The organism is Mycobacterium sp. NGS61, assembly GCF_059812325.1.
In genome coordinates, this window is sequence record NZ_JCALCL010000011.1 from 115,153 (window position 1) to 134,435 (window position 19,283).

The following is a 19,283-nucleotide window of genomic DNA, read 5'->3' on the forward strand; positions in this document are numbered from 1 at the left end:
CGCCGAGCTACGCTGACGCTCATCCGGTGAGATGACAGGCTGTGCCGATGGCAATCACCGAATCCCGCGAAGTCGTAATTCCAGCGTCGCCGAATCAGGTCATGGACGTGTTGATGGATCTCGAGGCGTTGCCGTCCTGGTCGGCACTGCACGACAAGGTCGAGATCCTGGAGCGGGACGAGAAAGGCCTGCCCAGCAAGGTCCGTCAGACCGTCAAGGTGTTGGGTGCCAGTGACGAGCACGTGATGGCCTACCGCTTTCACGACGACGGTTTGAGCTGGACATTGTTGAGCGGCAACTACTTACGCGCCCAAGAAGGCCGCTACGTCCTGACGCCCGAAGGTGACTCCACTCGACTGCGCTTGGAGCTCATGGTCGATCTTTCGGCGCCGGTGCCGGGTTTTCTGGTCCGCAAAGGAACCAATTGGTTGATGCAATCGGCGACCGGAGGTGTGCGCAAGCGGGTGCTCGCGGTCGCCCGCGGCTCAGCCGGCGGCGCTGAGGATCTTGATGACGAAGATGAGTGAGTCGCCCGGACGGATTCCAGCGCTGGGCTGACCCTCGGGGTAGCCGTCCGCCGGGGTCGCTGCGACGGCGACGGTGGAACCGACCTTCTGTCCGGTAATGGCCTTCTGAAAGCCGGGGATGACTCCTAGCAGCGAGAAGCTGACCGGGGCGCCCCGGTCGTAGCTGCTGTCGAAGACCGATCCGTCACGTCCGTTGACGCCCAGGTAGCAGACTGAGACCCGCGCGGTGGCCGAGGCCACCGGTCCGTCCCCGGCCCGCAGGGTGTGCACCTGGGTTTGGGCGACGCTGAACGGCCCGGTCACGGTCACCCGCGGAGCAGTCGCATCCGTCGGTCCGGTGACGGCGATGCTGCCGGTGGTTCCGGCCAGCGTCCAGTCGGGCGCCGCTCCGGCCGGTGGGGCTGCGGTGGGGCAGGAGTCGGCGGCGGTCGCCGTGCCTGAGGGCAGGACAACAGCTGCGAGGAAGCATGCGATTGCGAGCGCGACGGCGTAATACGCCGGGGAGGATTTCACGGCGGTCACGTTACCGCCTCGGTCACCGTGGTCCTGCGCGACGAGTCGCTGCGGCCCGCTCAGCAGTCCGCGACCTGACCCCGCTGTGTCAAAAGCGGCTGACGCAGAGCCCAATTCGGCGTTATTCGATGTCCGCCATGACACGTAGGTCAAATGTCAACAAAACGTCCCGTTCGGTGCAGAGCAGCGATACGCTCCGGAAGTCGGACGACTCAGCAACGCAGCGTTTTGTACCGAGAGGGAGACACGCCGGTGTCCTATGTCTTCGCATCACCAGACCTGTTTGCCACCGCAGTCACTAATTTGGCCGGGGTCGGATCGGCCGTTCAGACCGCGAACCAGGCGGCGGCGGCCTCCACCACACAGCTGCTGAGCGCCGCCGGCGATGAAGTGTCCGAGTCGATCGCGGCGTTGTTCTCGACGCACGGGCAGGCGTACCAGGCCATCAACGCCCAGGCGGCGGCATTCGGCGAGCAGTTCCTGCGGACGCTGACCACCAGCGCCAACGCCTACGCCACCGCCGAGGCCGCCAACGTCGGGCAGATGGCACTCGACGTGATCAACGGGCCGACGAACTTCTTCCTGGGCCGCCCGTTGATCGGTGACGGCTACAACGGTGTCAACGGCACCGGGCAAGCCGGTGGAGACGGCGGGATCCTCTGGGGAAACGGGGGACGGGGCGGGTCAGGTACGCCGGGGCAGGCCGGCGGTCGCGGCGGCAATGCCGGGTTCTTTGGTAACGGGGGAGCGGGCGGCACCGGTGGATTGCGCGGCGGTGTGGGCGGCGCCGGCGGGACCGGCGGGTTGTTCTGGGGCAATGGTGGAGCGGGCGGTACGGGCGGGTTCGGCGGCGCCGTTTTCGGCTCGGCAACTCCGACAACCATTTCCCCCGGCGCCGGTGGACCCGGCGGCAGCGGATCTTTCTTGTTCGGCTCGCCGGGCGCGACCGGCAACCCGGGGTCCGTGATCACCGTTTTCGATCTCCAAACCGCCAAGGAATTCGCTATGGCGACACCCGATGCGAACTTCCTGTTGATCGGCACGGACGGCACCAACCTGGCCAGAATCCTGGCCGACCCGGCGAACGTGAACTTCCGCCAGTTCATGCTGAACAGCACTACTTCCGCCTCCACTGTCGTCGGGCATACCAGCGTCTCCAACCCGTCGTGGACGACCATTAACACCGGCGTGTGGAGCGAGACCGCGGGTGTGACCAACAATGTCTTCACCCCCTGGACCTACGACAACTGGCCGACCATTTACAACCAGCTCGAGGGTGCCTATGGGGAAGGTATCGAAACCACGGTCATCGGGAACTGGCCGGTGATCACCGATATCGCGGGCGCCGGCTCGATCCGCGCGGACAACATCACATTTGTTCCGCAGGGTGCCAATGACCCGTACTGGACGGCGTCGCAGGCAGAAGTCCAAAGCAAGACGATTGCCGCAATTCAGGCCGCCGATAGCGATCAGGGCAATCTTATCTTCTCGTACTACGTCGGTGTCGATGAAATGGGGCACGCATACGGTGGTGCCTCCCCGGAGTACGCCGCGGCCGTTCGACAGATGGACAGCCTTCTGGGTCATTACGACACCACTGGACCCGGCACTGGCACTGGCCTGCTCGGGGCAGTCAGCGCGTGGGAGGCTAACCCAGCCAACGGTGGCGAGGAATGGAACGTCCTCATCGTCACCGATCACGGTCACACCGATACGAACATCGCCGGCATCGGTCACGGCTTCCAATCTCCCGTGGAGACAGCGTCTTTCCTCATGTGGGACCAGGCGTACAACGATGTCCACGACGGGTGGATCAATAATTCCTGGCAGATCGTCAGCACCACGCCGACAGTCATGGATACCTTCAACATTGCGCCGCCGGCATACATGCAGGGCGCGCCTCTGACGTCGAGCGTCTTCGATGGCACCTATGTGAATCCCACTATCAGCACCACTCCGTTTGAGACCAACCTGTACAGCGTGATCAGCGCCGACTTCGCCGCCCAGGGTTACCCGGACGTCTTGACGAACTTGAGTCTCGGCTCGCGAACCGTCGCAGCCACGATTCCGTACTACGTGTACGACCCGATTCAAGGGATCGTCGATTCGGTACCCGACTTCCTACGGCTACCGGTGTCATGGGTCGGTGCCGGCGTCTATCAGACGCTGAACATCCCCGCCCAGATCTACGTCCGGTTCACCGGGGTGACCGGTAACCAGATCATCCCGCCGATATTGAACCCGTTCATCTAAGGCTTCTCGACCCTGTTCATCCGGGCCGACGCCAACGGCTCAGGCGTTCAGACCAATTCGCGGGCGACCGCGTCGAACGCGCGCAGCGTATCCACCATGTGCGGCTCGTGGGAGTTCGACTGCGCGGACAGCTTGGCCGCGACCACTTCTGCGCTGCGGTTGATGTAGATCATCTGGCCGCACATGCCCTGACACAACACGACGTTGTTGCCCGGGTAGGGAAACCACATCTGGTTGCGATACATCCCGCCGGGCATTTCGTTGTCGTCGGGGCTGGTGGCGAACGCATGGCGGGAGTCGGGTCCGCCGTTGAGGGTGTCGGCGATCCAGGCTGAAGGCACCACCTGTTGCCCCGTCAACGAGACACCGTCGCGCAGGAACAGCGAGCCGAACCGGATCATGTCAGTGAGAGTGGCGTTGATGCCACCGTCGAAAAAGCCGGTGCCTGAACTGTCTACGCCGATGGTGGCATCACTCTGCGCACCGATACGGCTCCATAACAACTCTGACATGAGTTCGGGCATGCGTTGGGTCCCGGCCACTTCGCAGATCCAGCCGAGTACGTCGGTTTCACACGAGCGATATTGAAAGGCGCCGCCGTGCACGGTTTTCCGCCGCAGGGTCAGCAGGAATTCTTTGAGTGTGGGGACGGCGGCCGGACTGCTTCTGGGCGCCCACCCGATCGCCTGGTCGAGCAGGTGTATCTCGGCGTCCGGGTCGTCGTAGTTCTCGGAAAACGCGATACCTGATCTCATGTCCAGCAGATTGCGCACCGTCGCACCCTGGTAACCGCAATTCGACAGGGCGGGAACATATGTCGTCACTGGCGCGTCGATTTCGATGGCGCCCGATTCCTGCAGCACCCCGACGACGGTTGCCACCAGAGACTTGCTCACCGAGAACAACAGGTGTCTGGTCTCGGGTTTCAGGTCGGTGCAATATTCCTCGGCCAGCATCATCCCGCGGTGGCACACAGCCCATCCGTCGGTAGCGGTGGCTGCCATCACCGCGCCGACAGTTGTTGCGGTCCCACCGGTTCTGGTCACCTCAATGTCCGCCACCGCTGTGCGGGATACCGGCAACGACGCGACCGGCCCGTTGCCGCGCGATATCGCCACGGTCGGCACCATGTCCTCGACGTGCTGAAAAGACCACTGCGCGTAGGGCGCTGACAGCCAGTTTGCCAACGACACCCCGGCCGGGACGCGACTCATGGAGGCGTTGCTCAGGCCCGCGCGACCAGGCGCGAGACGATGGGCGAGGCCGGGGCCAGGGGAGTGGAGACGAACTTGGCCTTCATGCCCTTGACCCAGCGCTTGCAGCGTTCGGTGAGCTGATAATCGTCGGTCTGCAGATGCCCGCGGGTGACCAGCACGCCGAGTTGTGCACCCTCCGAACGCAAGTCGCCCGGCGACGCGACCCGCATGTAGAAGGCCTCGGACCCGTCGAGCAGCGTGGCCCAGTCGTTGGCCGACCGCGCAAACGAGACGCGACCGTCGTCGTCGATCCGCCACACGCCGGTGCGCGGCGTCGCGGTGAAAATCTCGACGTCCGGTGAGGTCTCGGTGAGGATCACCTGACCCCAGACCTCGTTCTCGCCGTAGCCCCGCTCCCAGCGCGTGTTGATCTCCTCGATGTCGAGGTCATACTCCACGTCCATGTATTCGAGCAAGTGGAACAGGAACAGGGGCATGTCGGCGTAGGCCTCTGTCGTCAGGTTCGTCATCGGGCTTGCGCCACTGAGCCGCGGGTTCACCTCGCCGAGGTAGAGCTCGCCGGAGTCCAGGTCATGCAGGAGGTCCACCTCGAAGTAGCCGCGGTAGCCTTCGTGGCTCAGGACGTCACCCAGCTTTCGCACCATCTCGCGGGCGGCGTGGGTCTGGTCGGGCGGCAGCACTTCGCGCCAGATGTCGTTGCCGCACCAGCTGCCGCGGGTGGGAGTCAGCTCCGAATAACCGACGAGACTCGTCATCGCGGGACCGATCACCGTGCCGTGACGGGTCACGGCTCCTTCGATGCACACCTCCACGTTGCGGATGCGCTTCATGACCTTGACTTCTTGTTGACCGATCAGGTTGGCCGCGTGCTGATCCCAGTCACGCTGACCGTGCACGAAAAATGTCCCGCTGCCGGCGGCGCCGTACGCGATGGAGATGACCAGGTCATCTCCCAGGCCAGCGTTCTGGGCGAGCGCCTGCAGTTCGTCGAAGGAGCCAACCCGCCCGATGGCGTGCGGCACACTCGGCACGCCAGCCTCGTTCGCCAGACGCGTCATGACGATCTTCGATCCCAGGCGCTCGCGCAGCTCCACCGGCGGATGCATGATCTCCAGGCCCGCTTGGCGTGCCAGGGACTGGGTTTCGCTGTCCATCATCACGAAGCAGGACTTGCCGCCGGGGCCGCGGCCGGCGATGAACTCCAGCGTCTCGGGATCGGACAGCAGATGGTTGCAGACGTCGCCCATGGAATCGAAGTCGCGGCGGTCGCGGCGGCGGGGGACGAACACGCGCGAATGCGTGCCTTCGAACGAATCAAAGTAGGTCAGGTAGAAGAAATTTCGGATCCAGCGGTCGATCCCCAGCAGATTGAATGGGGTCGGCGAGATGAAGTACAGCGGCACGACATTGTTGTGGAAAAACGCGCGTACGTCGGACAGGCCATCCAATCGGCGCGGTGCGGGCCCGCTCATGCCGGCCGCAGTGACGTCGGCACCTGGATTCGCGGTGCGGGCGAGGGCGCTGCGCTCGGCGCAGCCGGGCTCGGGAGACTCACGTTCATCTCCTCAGTGTGCGGCATGGCGCCGGGCCATTCGTATCGGATCGACATGTGGCGCGAATATCATCGTTTGGTGGACGGACCGGAGACGACCGACGACGGACGCTACATCATGGTCGACGGTCGGCGCTGGCGGGCCACCGATCCGTCAATTCCCGAGGAGCGCCGGGTCGAGCTGGTCCGGATATTGATGGCTTGGCGTCGAGAAGTGCGCCGCACCAAGGGAACACCGCAGGAATCGGCTTCCCGGGCGGGTGTGCAGGCCGCGAAAGTCGCTCTGGGTGAACGTGGTTCGCCGCCGTGGTGGGAGCAGACCGACGAGCAACGGCGCGGTCGGTGGCAGGCTGAGGTGTCAGAACCAACCTAGCTCAGGTGGCCGGGCCGGAGTGGACAGCCGCTCGCACTGCCGCTTGAACTCCGTACCCTGCGAACATGATTGGTTCGATCGAGCGCATGGTACGGCAGAGGACGAAGGCGCCTTCGAGGGCAGTCAGGGTGATCGTCGCCAAGCGCCGGCTGTCCTCGTCGGTGATGTCGAGCTGGTTGAACCACTCGGCAAGGCGGGTCAGCCAATTATCGAAGACTTCAGCGGCCTCGAGTCGTAACCGCTCGTTGGTGCTGGCGACTTCCAGGGCGATGGTTTCGATGGAGCACGCTTCGCTGTAGTCCTGGGACTCCAGCAGTTTGCCGGCGTGTTCGAACAACGTCGGGATGCCGTCTAGTGGGTCGGTCTCCGCCAACTGCGCGCCGACGAACTCGCCGTAGCGGATCCCTTCGAGCCGTATGACTTCGACGCTGATCTCCTCTTTGCCGCCTGGGAAGTGGTGGTAGATCGAGCCGAAGGGAGCGCCCGCGGCTGCCGAAATCTGTTTGAGGCCGGTGGCGGGCATGCCCTGGCGTCGGTAGAGCTCGGCCGTCGCGGCCAGAATCCGGCTGCGAGTGTTGGCATCCGCCATGACGCTTCCCTTCTTGCGCGCTGCTCGTCGGCATCATATCCTGAGTCTGATTAGAACGATCTATCTAGGAGCAGATGTGCCGTCTGTCGAGCTGCCGTCCGGCCGGATCTACTACGACGACACCGGCGGCGACGGCCCGATCCTGGTATTCGGCCACGGTCTGCTGATGGACGGCCGGCAGTGGCGCAAAGTCCTGCCACTGCTGCCGGAGTACCGCTGTATCACGCCGACACTTCCGCTGGGCGCCCACACCACACCGATGAACCACGACGCGGATCTCTCCGAAATGGGTGTGGCCGCAATCCTTGCCGATTTCCTCGACGCTCTCGCACTCGATGACGTGACTCTCGTCCTCAACGACTGGGGCGGTGGACAATTCGTCATTACCGAAGGTCGGGACACACGCATCGGACGGATGGTGCTGGCATCGTGCACCGCGTTCGACAACTACCCGCCCAAACCCGCCAGGCCCGCAGCGATGTTGTGCCGATTGCCGGGCGGTGGCTGGATCCTCAGCAAGATGCTGGGAACCCAGTTCTTCCGCCACAGCACTCGGGCCTACGGCGCTCTGAGCAAATCACCGATACCCGACGCGCTGTTCGACGAGTGGTTTCGCCCCGCCGTCGAAAACCGGGCTGTGCGAAGGGATCTGGTGAAGTTCGCCACCGGGGCGCCGTCGCGCCGGCGGCTGATCGAACTGTCCGACCGAATGAACAGTTTCCACCGGCCGGTGCTGGTGGTTTGGGCCAGGGAAGACAGGATGATGCCGCTGTCACATGCCGACCGCCTCGTCGAGCTCTATCCCGACGCGAGGAAGGTGATTATCGACGACTCCTGGACGCTGATCCCCGAGGATCAGCCGCAGGCGATGGCAGAGGTGCTGCGCGATTTCGCCAAATGATCGAGAGACTGGGGAGCGGGCCACGGTGTGACACGGACGCGGCAACGTTTCACCCCGAGAAAGTTTGGGCAGTGTCAGGGTATGAGCAATAACGAGATGGTCACCGTCGAAAGAACAATCGCCGCGCCCGTCGATGCGGTCTTCGACGTCCTCACCAACCCCAATCGACACCCGGCTCTCGATGGGTCTGGGTTCGTCCGCAGCGTGGACCAGGCCGACCGGATCCAGCGCGTCGGCGACGTGTTCACCATGAACATGCAGGGCGACCACATGGGCGGCGAATACAAAACGGACAACCACGTATCCGGTTATGTGAAGGACAAATTGGTGGCGTGGAAGACCGCGCCGGCGGGCACTGAGCCGCCCGGCTGGGAGTGGCTGTGGGAGTTGGAGGCGCAGGGGCCCAACGAGACCCTGGTCCGGCACACCTATGACTGGTCGAAGGTCACTGACAAGAAATTGCTGGAAAAAGTGAAGTTCCCGCTGGTGACGAAAGATCAGCTGAGCGACACCCTCGCTCGCTTGGATGCCGAAGCTTCCACCTGAAACGCAGGCACCGAACGAACGAGTGAGAACCGGGACGGCACGCCGGTGGCAGAGCTTCGACCGCTGCCTCGTTCCGGCATCGGCCCAGCGGAGCTGATTCGTCGCCGTAAGAATCTCTCGCAGGTAAACCCGGCGCAACCTCGACAACCTGATCGACCCGTCGCTGTGACGGAAGCCCCGGGGCGGGGGCTGCTGGATAGCAATGGCCGAGACGATCTAGACGTGCATGTTCTGTCTGCTACCGGCCACACCGGTTGTCGGCGAATAAGCGCTGCTGGAGTTGCCGCTGCTGGGTGAAAAAGCGCTCATTTGGATCCAGCGGTCGTCTTACAAAACGTCGTACACTGTTGTAATGGCTGACACAATCACCTTCAGGCCCGACGAAGACACATTGATGGCGCTGGAGGTCTTGACCAAAGACGGAACCGCCGTGTCCGTAGCCGTTCGATCTGCTCTTATCGATGCCGCACGACGGAAGGCCGGCGCGGCGATTCGTGCCGAGGCGGAAAGGCTTGCCGAAGACGAGTCCGACCGCGCTGAGGCCATCCAGGTGCTGCGCGACATGGAGACGTTGCGTGCGTGGTGAGGTCTTTCAGCTGCGTGCCCCGCGGGGGAGTCGCGGTCACGAGCAGTCCGGTTCCCGCTACGCCGTAGTAGTCCAGTCAGATCAACTGCCCCTGTCGACGTGGCTGGTTGCACCAACATCCACGTCGGCTCGTGCCGCCAGCTTTCGTCCCGAAGTTGAAATCGGCGGCGGGAACACCCGCGTGCTTGCCGAACAGGCGGCCGCAGTCGACCCGGGCCGACTCGGCAAGAGCGTCGGGTTCCTAACCTTCGATGAGATGCGCCGTGTTGATGCGGCACTACGCATCGTCCTCGATCTATGAGCGTCGGACAGCCTCGGACCAACTTCGTCGACGCCGTCCGGTTCTAAGACACCACCGAGCAGAGGACATTTCACATGAACACCCCCGCCGTCTCCACCTCCGACTACCCTTCGCGGTCCGGTCACCGAGGTGCTACGGTCGGCCCTGATCACCGGTCAGATGCAGCCCGGACACGTCTATCCGGCACCGTATCTCGCCGACTTGCTTGGAGTTTCGGCCACTCTCGTGCGTGAGGCGATGCTGGATCTGGTGCAAGGGCATGGTGGAAGTGGTTCCCAACACCGGCTTCCGGGTGACGCAGCTGTCTGGTACCGAACTCGACGAATTGGTGGAGTTGCGGCTGCTTATCGAACCCCCTGTGATGGCTGAAGTGGCGAAGGCGTGTGAGGGAGAACAGGCCGCTGCTGTTGAGGTGCCGCGCCCGCTCGCGCAGGATGAACACAGCGACATTTACTGGTAACCCTGCGTATTCGATTGCTGCATATTCTCCGTCCGCGGCATGGTGTAGCCGCCCGACGCCGCAGGTGTATATACTTGATCAAGGTTTCGTATATATCCAGGTGGGGCAGCCAGATGACAAAGCGCTTGATTGACCTCGATGATGACCTGTTGGCGGCCGCGCAGAAGGAACTAAAGACGTCCGGCGTATCAGATACGGTCCGGATCGCCTTGCAGCAGGCTGCGGCGGCGTCTGCTCGCGCACGCCAAGTCGCATGGCTGAAGGCTGGCGGTATGAGGGAGATGGCTGACCCTGGTCAACGAGGTGATGTGTGGCGGTAGTAGCTCGGTATCTCATCGACACCAGTGCTGCGGCGCGCATGACACACCCCACCGTCGCCGACCGACTTGCCCCGCTCATCGAGGCAGGATTGGTCGCAACCACCGCCCAGCTCGATGCCGAAGCGCTTTACAGCGCCCGGACCGCCGCGGAGTACACACAGCTGTGGTCAGATCGCCGCCTCGCATACGAGTACCTGCCGACAAACGATGAGCACTGGCAGGTGGCGCTGGATGCGCAGCGGTCGCTGGCCAGCAAGGGTCGCCATCGCGCCGTCGGCATGGCCGACCTCCTGGTCGCCACCCTTGCCAATGCCCATGATGTGACACTGCTCCACTACGACGCCGATTTCGAGATCGCTGCCGAAGTATTGACCTTCCAGCATCGGTGGGCGTTGGAACGGGGCGCCATCAGTTAGGCCCGGGCAGGGCGTGGAGGGCGATTGAAACCGTTGTCCCGAAGCGGGATATCGCAATATGCAGCATTACTCAGGCGCCGCGTCGCCGCCGAGGGCAAGGTCGGCTTCTGCGTGGGCTTGGTGCCGCCATCTACGCGCACCTTCACGGGTGTTACGGAGCCTTGCCGCACGGCAGCCGATTTCTCGGCGATCCACGCGGGGAAGGGCGCGCGGATGCATTCGTCTCTACGAGCGCGCGAGTCTGCACCGTAGGCATGACGGGCGGAAAGTCCTGCACCGCAGCCGAAGACGATGGGAGGAGCGCGATGATTCATCTGATGCAATATGCACTGGTTTACTGGATACCTGCGGTATCAAGTCTGGTCGAATTGTGTCGTGGAGTGTGAACAGTTCGTAGATGCGCACGCTTACAGTTGATCTGATCAGTGCGCCCCTTCAGTGCAATCAACCGAAAACCCCTGGCGTCCAGGAGTTACGACGATCGGCACCGCCTCGACGGGTGAGGATCACACAAACGTTGCATGATTCATCCGATGAAAATGCAGTGGTTTACTTGACATAATGTCGCTTATCGGCAATACCGTGGGACCGCTTTTGGGAAGAGGGCGGTTCTTTCGGTCTAACTGTCCCATCCGGAACTACCTGGGAGTAATCCGGGCATTCCTGGTAGCTGTCCGATTTCTCTCCCTCCGTTCCAGAAATGTCTGGCAGTGACACCCGCCCAGGTCCCTGCCCATGCCTGCGGATCTTCGGCCGGCGGCGCTGAGTCTGAATCCAGGACTATCTGACAGCGCCGGACATGGCCATCGACAGTCCAGAAATACTTAACAGCGGCGGACGCTCCGCGCCTTCGAAGTCCGGCGTGACTGCTTAATTCGTCACTGTGACGTTATGTAGGTGATGCCGCGTCTCCTGTTCGCACAGGTCCTGAGCTGCGCAGAGCCCAATAATATGGGTAACGTTGATTATCCATCGTTTGTCTGTCGGGCTGCTGCTGCGCCGAACGAGACCGATCTTGGCTACTCCGTCGCCGAAGGCGTTGTTGAAGCTGCTGCCGTCGTGCCGGCCGTCGGTGAGATCCCCGAGTAGTTCCAGCAGTTCTTGGATCATCGGCAGGCGAGTAAACCTTCGGCGCACACGATGAAGGCCTATCGCCGCCATTGCCAATCTGCTGACCGGTGGTGAGCCGGTCCGCCTCAGTCCAGCTGCACTCATCGACGATGTCGACGGTGTCGCTCGGCGCTGCGATCGAGCGCCACACGCAACCTTCATAAAGGCCGCGTCTCCTGCCCCCGACAAGATCGGGTGATTTGATCACGAGCACTTCCTCCGGCTCCGGCCGTGACGCCGCGTTCATCAACCGCGGCTTCCGCCGCGGGAATTTGACCCGTTCCTGCAGTCGCGCAGCCAATGAGAAGTAACCGTGATGATATCAAATAGCTGATATCATCGAGCTATGGAGCAGATAGTTATTCGCAACCTTCCCGAGGGGACCAAGGCGGCGCTGCGAGTCCGCGCTGCTCGTCATCACCACTCCGTCGAGGCAGAAGCCCGCGCGATCCTCGCCGCGGGACTGTCGGGTGAAGAGGTCCCCATGTCAGTGCTGCTGGCCGCCGATTCCGGCGCTGAGATCGAGTTCGAACCCGAACGTCTGGGACTGCGCGCCCGCACCCCAGAACTGTGACCTACCTGCTCGACACCAACGTGGTGTCGGCGTTGCGCGTGCCGGGACGCAACCCGGCCGTGGCAGCATGGGCAGACTCGGTAGAAGTCTCCGAACAGTTCATCGCGGCTACGACACTGGCCGAGATTGAACGCGGCGTAATCGTCAAGGAACGCACCGACCCGATCCAGGCACAACACCTGCGGCGCTGGTTCGACGGCAAGGTGCTGCCCGTATTTGCCTCCCGGACACTGGCTTTCGACTTCGCCGCGGCCCGCATCCTGGCCACCTACCGTGTGCCAGAGCACGCACCCTACGACGATGCGTTGATCGCGGCCGTCGCTGCGGCCACCAACAAGATTGTCATCACCCGCAACACCCGACACTTCGAACCACTCGGAGTGCGATGTCTGGACCCGTGGGAGTAACGCCAAGCACGGCGGGGGGCCGGTGACTGCGAGACATGTTGCCTCGCAATCTATTTACGCCCCGAATGGCAGATAGGGGCCGCCCCACGGTGGCAAATCAACGTCAAAGCATCCCGACGCAATCCAGATGCATACCGTTCATGCATAACTGATGTTATGCATGAACAATCCGCCTGCTGCCTCGGCCGGGTCGCCGCGGCAAACGGAATCTCGTGCGGGCGCAGTGGTCTTGTGCCTTTTGGGCCAACAGGCCGTAGGTATTCACCCGACGGGCCTCGTATGCGGCATCTATCGAGGATTTCGCGCACATCGCAGATAGCACCTCGGATACGGCTGGCGGCGTGCGACGGGGGCGGCGTTAAACCTCCTCAAGATATACCGTGGCGACTCCGGTGCTTCTTAGTACGGCTCGAAGAGCATCCAAGTGTTGCGGGCTAACCGCCAGGACAAGGAGCCTGCGCGCCCGGCTCGCTCCGACATAAAGTACACGTCGCGCCTCGTGAGTATTGTCCGACGCCCACAAATCTAGGATATGCGGACGGGTGCCGACCGGCTCGTCCTCGATGTGCAGCAGGATGGCATCCCGTTCACCGCCCTTGACCGAATGGATATGTGCACCAGCCACTTCGGTCTGCGGTCCGGTAGTCGATGCTGCCTTCGTGTAAGCCTTGAAGTCCGCGGACTTCGCCGATTTGAACTGTTGCTTGACCGGCTTATGGCCGAGGGCGATGTTGGCAAGTAGCACGGTGATTGTCGCACGGATCGATTCTGTTGCGGCGTCGGCGTCGGTCCACTGTGCGGAAGCGTCGACGAGTCGCGAGACCATGACCCGTAACTGCGACTGGCTCAGTGCTGCGGCGTCGAGTTGCTCTTGGCGGACGGACCCCTGCAGGTTGTCCGGCAGTTTGATGAGTTTCAGGAGCTCGTCTTCGATCGTGGACATAGCGCTGAGGCGCTCGCGGGCGCTCCGTGAATACCGTAAAGTGGCTACACTTCTGATGACTCGGCCGGTCTTGGTAGTCGCGGTGCCAACGTTATCGATCCGTCCCGACAAGGTGGCGGCTGCTCTGCGGGTAGCCGCCAGGATGAGCCTCTGCCCGGCCTCGACGTCCAATTCATCAGCGAGCCTGTTGAATTCAGCGCGAGCAAACTTCGGCCTTCCTACCGTCACGTAGATCATGTCGGCGTGCGGTGATTGGGATGCGTCGCGGCGCGAGACAATCGGTCGATTACTGATGGACCGCAGGCTTGAGGCTAGAGCGCAGATCGCGGGCGATGATCGCCAATTTTCGTCCAAGTAGACCACCTGATCGACGTCGAGAGCGCTCCTATAGTCGACGTAGCTGCTTGGCTCGGCTTGGCGGAACTCATAAATGGCCTGGTCGGGGTCCGCGACAGTGACGACACCGATGCCTAACGAGCGCAGTGATCGCAAGATCTCGTGTTCGATCACCGAGCAGTCTTGAAATTCGTCAACGATTATTTCGCTGAACCGGGAAGCCAGCCGGTCATGTAGCCATGCCATGCCTGGTTCGCGCAGCACGCTAAGAGCCTTGAGGCGTGTCTGCTCGCAGTCGTAGATACCTGATGAGGTGAGCTGTCTGACTTTGGCTTCAGCAAGTTTGCGCAGATCCGAGGGTTTGTAGCCGGCCTTGGCAAGCTCGATCGCGTATGGGCGATCGTCCGCGGGTGCCGCGGCGGCGTCCCCGGATGGATAGTGCAAGCTGCCGCTAATGTCGGTGTGGAAGTGTGCCAGAGCAAGTCCTGTTCCGTTCACGCCTGCGAATCGCAGGCGGGTGCCAAACACGTTGGCAGGCAGGTCATTCCATGTGTCGACGTAACGGGGCGGCTTCTCATTTTGGCGGGTGAAAACCGGTGTGACGAGGTATCGGCGAAGAAAACTGTCGAAAGTGCCCATGAAGTTTGGTGCTTGAGTCGCTTGGGGAACGTTTGCGCAACGGCGCGCTGCTTCATCGACTGCGGCGTTGGTGAACGAAAGCAGTGCGGCAGCTGTGCCTTTCGACGTTGCTCTCGCGATGTACCGCGCCACGATCGCTCGTGTTTTGCCCGCGCCGGGGCATGCTTCCACGAGATGAATCTCGGGGTTTAGCACGGCTTGTTGCGCACCGCTAAGTTCCGTCGGCATCCGAGTCTCCGGGACCGGGCGTGTCGGCGACGCCATTCATTAATGCGCTGATGACGCTCGCGAGGTAGGAAGGCGGGGTGAAGGTTGCCTCAGCGTCCTCCCCGCGGCTTTGTGCGATGGCCTCGCATACTAGCTGGGCGAAATCGCCTTTGCCTAAGTCGATCTCACCGGTTTTGGTCTTGATCGCGTCGGCGAAGGCCTTCGCCCGGATTGCGGGATCTTCGCCGAGCTTACTGAACAACTGCTCCCACTTGTCCTCCGATCGCGGGTGCATCGCGAGGTAGGCCTGTTTGAGCAGGGCCTCATTAGCGACCATCGAGAACAGTTCGGCCTCCAGAGTTGTTCCGCCAACGAATATTTCGAGGCGGGGCTCGTCGGGGAACGCTGTCAGGTACCGTTGCCGGCGCTGTTCTCCAAGCTTGCACGGCGCCGGCTTGTCAACCGGGTCACCGTCGGTGACAACGATGACCTGGTCGACGCGGTGTGCTGAACCCTTGAGCAGAAGGTTCAGGTACGGCTCGAAGTCCACCCCGTCTATGGCGATGAACGACGTGGCTGCTAGGTGGCGCAGCTTCACCTCATCGCCGGCGCACGCGAGACGGGCGAGTTCGGGAATGATAATCGCTTCGGCGATGCCCTCGACCAGCACAGCGTGTCGGGCAAACAACAGTGCTGACCGAGTCACCGACAGATAGCGATCGAGCTTGCGTACCTCTGGAGGTGACAAGCCGAGCTTCTTCAACGCCGTGGCCTCCGTTCGCCACCCGCCGCTAGGCGTCGCTTCGACGGCTCTGGCGCGTGAGGTGACAACGAGTTTGGCCACCGACACCGCGCTGGCTATGTTGGGTGAGTGCGTAGACACCACCACCTGCACACGTCCAGCGGGTTCAAGCGTGTGGTCAGCTTCAGCCCTGCGCCGCGACTGTGCGGCTTGATCCTCAAGGTACTTCAGCAATACGGCCTGCAGCTGTGGATGCAGATGCGCCTCAGGCTCTTCCACCAGAAGTAAGGTCAAGTCGTAATCCTTGGCGTTGACCAATTGCACGATGATGGTGGCGATATAAGCCAGGTTCGCGTAACCAAGGCCGGACGAAGCCAACCGGATCGGATCAATGTGCTCGTCGGCGAGCTGTACACGGAGCAGCCCAGCAAGCCGGCGGAGGTCCTGGTCTTTGCCTACAAGCTGCACATCGTGGTGTCGCGACGGCGGGGTGATCCGGTCCATATGGTCGGCGATCCGGTCACGCGCTGCCTTCGGTAGATCCATCGACGCGATTGAACTCAGCGCTGCGTTGGCATCGGCCGTAAATCTCTCGCGCTTTGGCTTTTCTTCTGTGCTTGACGTCAAAACCTTCAAGACCTCGGCTATGCGTTCCCCTCGGGAGTCCAATTCGCGGATCGCGTCACGTAGCGGTGGCAGATAGACGTGGGCGATCCGTTTTCGATTGATGGGCTCCGGATCATCGACGCCAAGTCGCCCCACCGAGTGCCGGGCAGATCGCCAGTAGGGGAGATCGGGGTCACGCGAATATGAGGTGCCGTAAGTCAACGTATCGTCGCCATCGACCAGTTCGGCCAAAGATCGCTTTTTCGCTGCTGGTGAGTCCACTGTAAGAAGCCGCAATCCTGACCTCAGTGGTCTCGTCAGTGCCGCGAGTCGGGTCTGACTCGGCGATGAAACTTAGCCCACTTCCCTCGATTGCCGGAGTGGTCGCCAACCTGAGTGCGTCGATCACGGCGCTCTTGCCCGCTGCATTTTCTCCGGCAAACACGGTGAGGTCATCGGCAAATTCCACTTCGACATCCTCGCAACTGCGGAAATTTGCTAACGACATGTGCTCCAGTCTCATAATCCGTCCACGGGCTCCGCAGGGACTGCACGCCGAAAGGGAGTTCTCCGCAGCGTGCGCGTTCGCCGATGGGCCGCGACGGCCACCCCCTCGCGATCGTGGATGCTTCCTACGCTGCTGACATACCTAGCCGCACTCGGCCTCGCATACCTGTCTCGGGAATCGCTATAGGACATAAACCCGCACCTTTCGAGCTCTCGGTATCTCACACCGGAAACAGGTTATTGATTGGGACCGACACCCTACCGCCCGCCCGTCTTCTCGCCGCGGGGCGCTACTAGCTATGGGCTCATCGGTCGAGCGAAGGCACCGGCTTCGGCATTGTGCATGTCACCGCCAGCTCCGTCGCCGAGTAGGAAGCTGGGGTGAGGTGAGCCCGTCGTAGTGGTCCAGTCGTTGTGGGACTCTGTGGCCCGGCTTGTGGGCTAGGAAGAATTACCAACGACCTGGCATCGAACAAGCGCCGGCGGCATACGCCGGATCAGATCATCCGCAAGCTGGCCGAGGGCAACAAGCTGTTGGCGTCGGGGCAGGAGCTAGCTGCGGCTCCGACGAGGCCGATCCCCTTGACTCCCCCGCCCTCGAAACAAGGTCAGCGCCCGGTCCGGCCTGCGCTCGCTCTTCGAGCGTCATAAGTTGACCCGCCGGACCGCCCGACGTCGTCATGCTCGCCTCCGCAAATTCTCGGCTAACCGCGCGTGACCCTCAGTACAGACCTAGGGTCCGCCTGTTGTCCCCGATACCCGACTTTCCCGTGCCGGAGAGTTCAGCCCGGGAAGTTCAGCGTGGCTGATCACCACTGGTCAGCGACTGCCCGATGAGCTGGGCGCCTGGGGTGGCTTAACCCAGCACGATTCGTCACGGTGACGAATTATGTTGCTGTGCACGGCATTTCGTAGGAGCAAGCAGATGGCTGTCCGCGTCAGTGCGGCGAACCTTCGCGCAGCACATCCGGTGCCCGTCCATCGGCACAGGTCCGGTGTCAATTTCCGAGTCGCCGCAACGAGTCGGAGGTACCGGCCGCCACGGCCAGAACAACGCACGCGACAATTCGGCGATGGACGTAGTGCCCAAGCATCCCATCGCCCAGTCATTGGATGACATCAGCCGCTGCGGCGAGATCTCGGCGGCGTTCGTCGCCGGACTCACCACCAATGATCATCGATGGGAGCTGCGAACGTCCGGCGGTGACGTGCTTGCCGTCACCAGGCGTGTGCACAGCGGCGGTCGAATGGCACAACGGATGTGGAAGTTGGTGTCTGCCACCGGAATGGACGCGGGCAACGACATCCACGTCGAACTACTCGGCGCCGACGGCCGGCTGCTCGCGAAGATCAGTTCGAGCAACGACGCGCCCGCGGAAGTCACGGTCACCGGTGTCACCGGCGGTCAGCTCGCGCGAAGCGCACGTCCCAAGACGGCTCTGCTGAGGGTCAAGCATCCGGACAAACTCACCGTCCATGATGCCGATGATCGCGTGTGCGCCGAGATCGACTGCGAGGCCGACAGCCCCTGGCAGCTCCGAAACAAAGCCGGCGAAGCCGTCGGAGAACTGCTCGCTGGCGCGCCCGGGCCATCCCTGTCGCCCCGCTGGTACACCTGGGTGGATCCGCAGTGGGCGATGTCTGAAGCCACCTACAACCGGGGGTTGCATCTCGGTATTCGACGGGTCACCCAATACAGCGCGGTATTTGGTGACGATTCGCCCCGCTCGCTCGCGTTGACGCTGGTGCCGCTGCTCGCTGGTCTCGCCTACTGAAGCGATCCGCGCCGGAGGCGTAACCGGTTGACGCTGTTCGGATCCCACTGGTTGGGCGCATTCAGCGGGCGGGCGGGAAATACATCTCTTGACGCACGCTGCACACCAGATCGCCGTTGCGGTTGAACATCGTCCCACTGGCCAGCGCCAGTGAATCCGCGCTGCTCGGCGAAGACCGTCGGTAAAGAAGCCATTCCGACAACACCGCAGGAGCGTGGAACCACACCGAATGGTCACGCTGCGCCGATTCACCTACTCCCCCGCGCGCGGCGAACGCCGGCTCGGTCAACGTCACCGCCGACAGATAGGCCACCAGACCGGCGGTGAGTACCGGATCGTCAGGGACCTCCCCGTCCGGTCGCCACCACATCGCCGACCGAGCCGGGGGCTCGGTGGATACGTCGACGATGCGGCGCTCGAACCAGCACAGGCTTGCATACCGCCCGGTGCCCGACTCGGCCTCGGCCAGGTGCGGTGGCACCCACGGCAGCGTCTCGGGTGCGGGCACCTGGGGAATCGGCGGCTGGTACTCGAACCGCGCGGCTGTGCGGCCGGTGATTTTGAACGACGACATCGCTTCCATCAGGATTCTGTCGTCCTGACGGGCGGTGACCCGGCGTGCTGAAAAGGTCCGTCCCTCTTGCAGGTTGACGACCTCGAAGTCCACCGGCCGCCGGGAATCACCCGGGCGCAGAAAATAGGTGTGCACACTGTGCGGCGCCCGTCCCGGCGCCGTGTGACTCGCCGCCAACAGAGCTTGGGCCGAGATGTGCCCACCGAGAATGTGATGGGCCGGCGCGGGCAACTGCTGTCCGACGAAAGACCATTCGCCGACCCGGCGCAGATCCATGGTGAGCAGCACGTCGGTGAGCGAGGATGACAT

General features: G+C 62.7%; 21 protein-coding genes. 12 read left to right on the top strand and 9 right to left on the bottom strand.

What is annotated here, in order from left to right; genetic code table 11:
• The first annotated feature begins 47 nt into the window (after positions 1-47).
• Positions 48-527 (top strand): SRPBCC family protein, encoded by a 480-nt coding sequence (locus AC5Y3Z_RS20765; RefSeq protein ID WP_463824302.1) that lies wholly within the window; start codon positions 48-50, stop codon positions 525-527.
• Here AC5Y3Z_RS20765 and AC5Y3Z_RS20770 read toward each other — a convergent pair.
• On the bottom strand, positions 486-1,049 hold the full coding sequence (locus tag AC5Y3Z_RS20770) for an FKBP-type peptidyl-prolyl cis-trans isomerase (RefSeq protein ID WP_463824303.1): 564 nt from the start codon (positions 1,047-1,049) through the stop codon (positions 486-488). The genes AC5Y3Z_RS20765 and AC5Y3Z_RS20770 overlap by 42 nt on opposite strands.
• Positions 1,050-1,292: 243 nt before the next feature.
• Here AC5Y3Z_RS20770 and AC5Y3Z_RS20775 point away from each other — a divergent pair, with 243 nt between their 5' ends.
• A complete protein-coding gene (locus tag AC5Y3Z_RS20775; RefSeq protein WP_463824304.1) occupies positions 1,293-3,293 on the top strand; it encodes a PE domain-containing protein in 2,001 nt (666 codons plus the stop codon).
• 47 nt (positions 3,294-3,340) lie between these two features.
• Here AC5Y3Z_RS20775 and AC5Y3Z_RS20780 read toward each other — a convergent pair whose 3' ends face one another.
• Positions 3,341-4,507: a serine hydrolase domain-containing protein gene (locus AC5Y3Z_RS20780; protein ID WP_463824305.1), complete on the bottom strand. Its 1,167-nt coding sequence runs from the start codon at positions 4,505-4,507 to the stop codon at positions 3,341-3,343.
• An 11-nt stretch (positions 4,508-4,518) separates the two neighbouring features.
• Entirely contained in the window at positions 4,519-5,982 is a 1,464-nt protein-coding gene (locus AC5Y3Z_RS20785; RefSeq protein ID WP_463824306.1) for a biotin carboxylase, read from the bottom strand.
• 159 nt (positions 5,983-6,141) lie between these two features.
• Here AC5Y3Z_RS20785 and AC5Y3Z_RS20790 point away from each other — a divergent pair, with 159 nt between their 5' ends.
• Complete coding sequence (locus AC5Y3Z_RS20790) at positions 6,142-6,435, top strand: hypothetical protein (protein ID WP_463824307.1); 294 nt, start codon at positions 6,142-6,144, stop codon at positions 6,433-6,435.
• A gap of 1 nt (position 6,436) precedes the next feature.
• Here AC5Y3Z_RS20790 and AC5Y3Z_RS20795 read toward each other — a convergent pair whose 3' ends face one another.
• Positions 6,437-7,024 (bottom strand): TetR/AcrR family transcriptional regulator, encoded by a 588-nt coding sequence (locus AC5Y3Z_RS20795; protein WP_463824308.1) that lies wholly within the window; start codon positions 7,022-7,024, stop codon positions 6,437-6,439.
• Positions 7,025-7,100: 76 nt separating this feature from the next.
• On the opposite strand from AC5Y3Z_RS20795, the gene AC5Y3Z_RS20800 reads away from it, so the two are divergent.
• From AC5Y3Z_RS20800 to AC5Y3Z_RS20825, 6 genes are all read left to right on the top strand, one after another.
• A complete protein-coding gene (locus tag AC5Y3Z_RS20800; RefSeq protein ID WP_463824309.1) occupies positions 7,101-7,925 on the top strand; it encodes an alpha/beta fold hydrolase in 825 nt (274 codons plus the stop codon).
• Between the two features lie 81 nt (positions 7,926-8,006).
• Positions 8,007-8,471: an SRPBCC family protein gene (locus tag AC5Y3Z_RS20805; protein ID WP_463824310.1), complete on the top strand. Its 465-nt coding sequence runs from the start codon at positions 8,007-8,009 to the stop codon at positions 8,469-8,471.
• Positions 8,472-8,823: 352 nt separating this feature from the next.
• Positions 8,824-9,057 carry a hypothetical protein gene (locus AC5Y3Z_RS20810; protein ID WP_463824311.1) on the top strand — a complete coding sequence of 78 codons (234 nt, stop codon included), beginning with the start codon at positions 8,824-8,826 and terminating at the stop codon, positions 9,055-9,057.
• Complete coding sequence (locus AC5Y3Z_RS20815; protein ID WP_463824312.1) at positions 9,047-9,358, top strand: type II toxin-antitoxin system PemK/MazF family toxin; 312 nt, start codon at positions 9,047-9,049, stop codon at positions 9,356-9,358. Before AC5Y3Z_RS20810 ends, AC5Y3Z_RS20815 begins: the two co-directional genes overlap by 11 nt.
• A 259-nt stretch (positions 9,359-9,617) precedes the next feature.
• Entirely contained in the window at positions 9,618-9,818 is a 201-nt protein-coding gene (locus AC5Y3Z_RS20820) for a GntR family transcriptional regulator (protein WP_463824313.1), read from the top strand.
• Positions 9,819-10,128: 310 nt separating this feature from the next.
• Positions 10,129-10,554 carry a PIN domain-containing protein gene (locus AC5Y3Z_RS20825; RefSeq protein ID WP_463824314.1) on the top strand — a complete coding sequence of 142 codons (426 nt, stop codon included), beginning with the start codon at positions 10,129-10,131 and terminating at the stop codon, positions 10,552-10,554.
• Between the two features lie 870 nt (positions 10,555-11,424).
• Here AC5Y3Z_RS20825 and AC5Y3Z_RS20830 read toward each other — a convergent pair.
• Entirely contained in the window at positions 11,425-11,664 is a 240-nt protein-coding gene (locus AC5Y3Z_RS20830; RefSeq protein ID WP_463824315.1) for a hypothetical protein, read from the bottom strand.
• Positions 11,665-12,010: 346 nt separating this feature from the next.
• On the opposite strand from AC5Y3Z_RS20830, the gene AC5Y3Z_RS20835 reads away from it, so the two are divergent.
• Positions 12,011-12,238 (top strand): FitA-like ribbon-helix-helix domain-containing protein, encoded by a 228-nt coding sequence (locus tag AC5Y3Z_RS20835; protein WP_463824316.1) that lies wholly within the window; start codon positions 12,011-12,013, stop codon positions 12,236-12,238.
• Positions 12,235-12,645, top strand: coding sequence for a PIN domain-containing protein (locus AC5Y3Z_RS20840; RefSeq protein WP_463824317.1), 411 nt, complete (start codon positions 12,235-12,237; stop codon positions 12,643-12,645). The genes AC5Y3Z_RS20835 and AC5Y3Z_RS20840 overlap by 4 nt, the downstream gene beginning before the upstream one ends.
• A gap of 358 nt (positions 12,646-13,003) precedes the next feature.
• Here the strand turns inward: AC5Y3Z_RS20840 and AC5Y3Z_RS20845 are convergent, their stop codons facing one another.
• Genes AC5Y3Z_RS20845 through AC5Y3Z_RS20855 form a run of 3 tightly spaced genes read right to left on the bottom strand, consistent with a single transcriptional unit; the run spans position 13,004 to position 16,641 of the window.
• A complete protein-coding gene (locus tag AC5Y3Z_RS20845; protein WP_463824318.1) occupies positions 13,004-14,791 on the bottom strand; it encodes a UvrD-helicase domain-containing protein in 1,788 nt (595 codons plus the stop codon).
• Complete coding sequence (locus AC5Y3Z_RS20850) at positions 14,775-16,370, bottom strand: ATP-dependent nuclease (protein ID WP_463824319.1); 1,596 nt, start codon at positions 16,368-16,370, stop codon at positions 14,775-14,777. The genes AC5Y3Z_RS20845 and AC5Y3Z_RS20850 overlap by 17 nt, the downstream gene beginning before the upstream one ends.
• Entirely contained in the window at positions 16,312-16,641 is a 330-nt protein-coding gene (locus AC5Y3Z_RS20855) for an AAA family ATPase (protein ID WP_463824320.1), read from the bottom strand. Before AC5Y3Z_RS20855 ends, AC5Y3Z_RS20850 begins: the two co-directional genes overlap by 59 nt.
• A 979-nt stretch (positions 16,642-17,620) precedes the next feature.
• Between AC5Y3Z_RS20855 and AC5Y3Z_RS20860 the strand changes: the two genes are divergently transcribed.
• Complete coding sequence (locus tag AC5Y3Z_RS20860; protein WP_463824321.1) at positions 17,621-18,400, top strand: hypothetical protein; 780 nt, start codon at positions 17,621-17,623, stop codon at positions 18,398-18,400.
• 61 nt (positions 18,401-18,461) lie between these two features.
• On the opposite strand, the gene AC5Y3Z_RS20865 is transcribed toward AC5Y3Z_RS20860, so the two are convergent.
• A complete protein-coding gene (locus AC5Y3Z_RS20865) occupies positions 18,462-19,283 on the bottom strand; it encodes an acyl-CoA thioesterase (RefSeq protein ID WP_463824322.1) in 822 nt (273 codons plus the stop codon).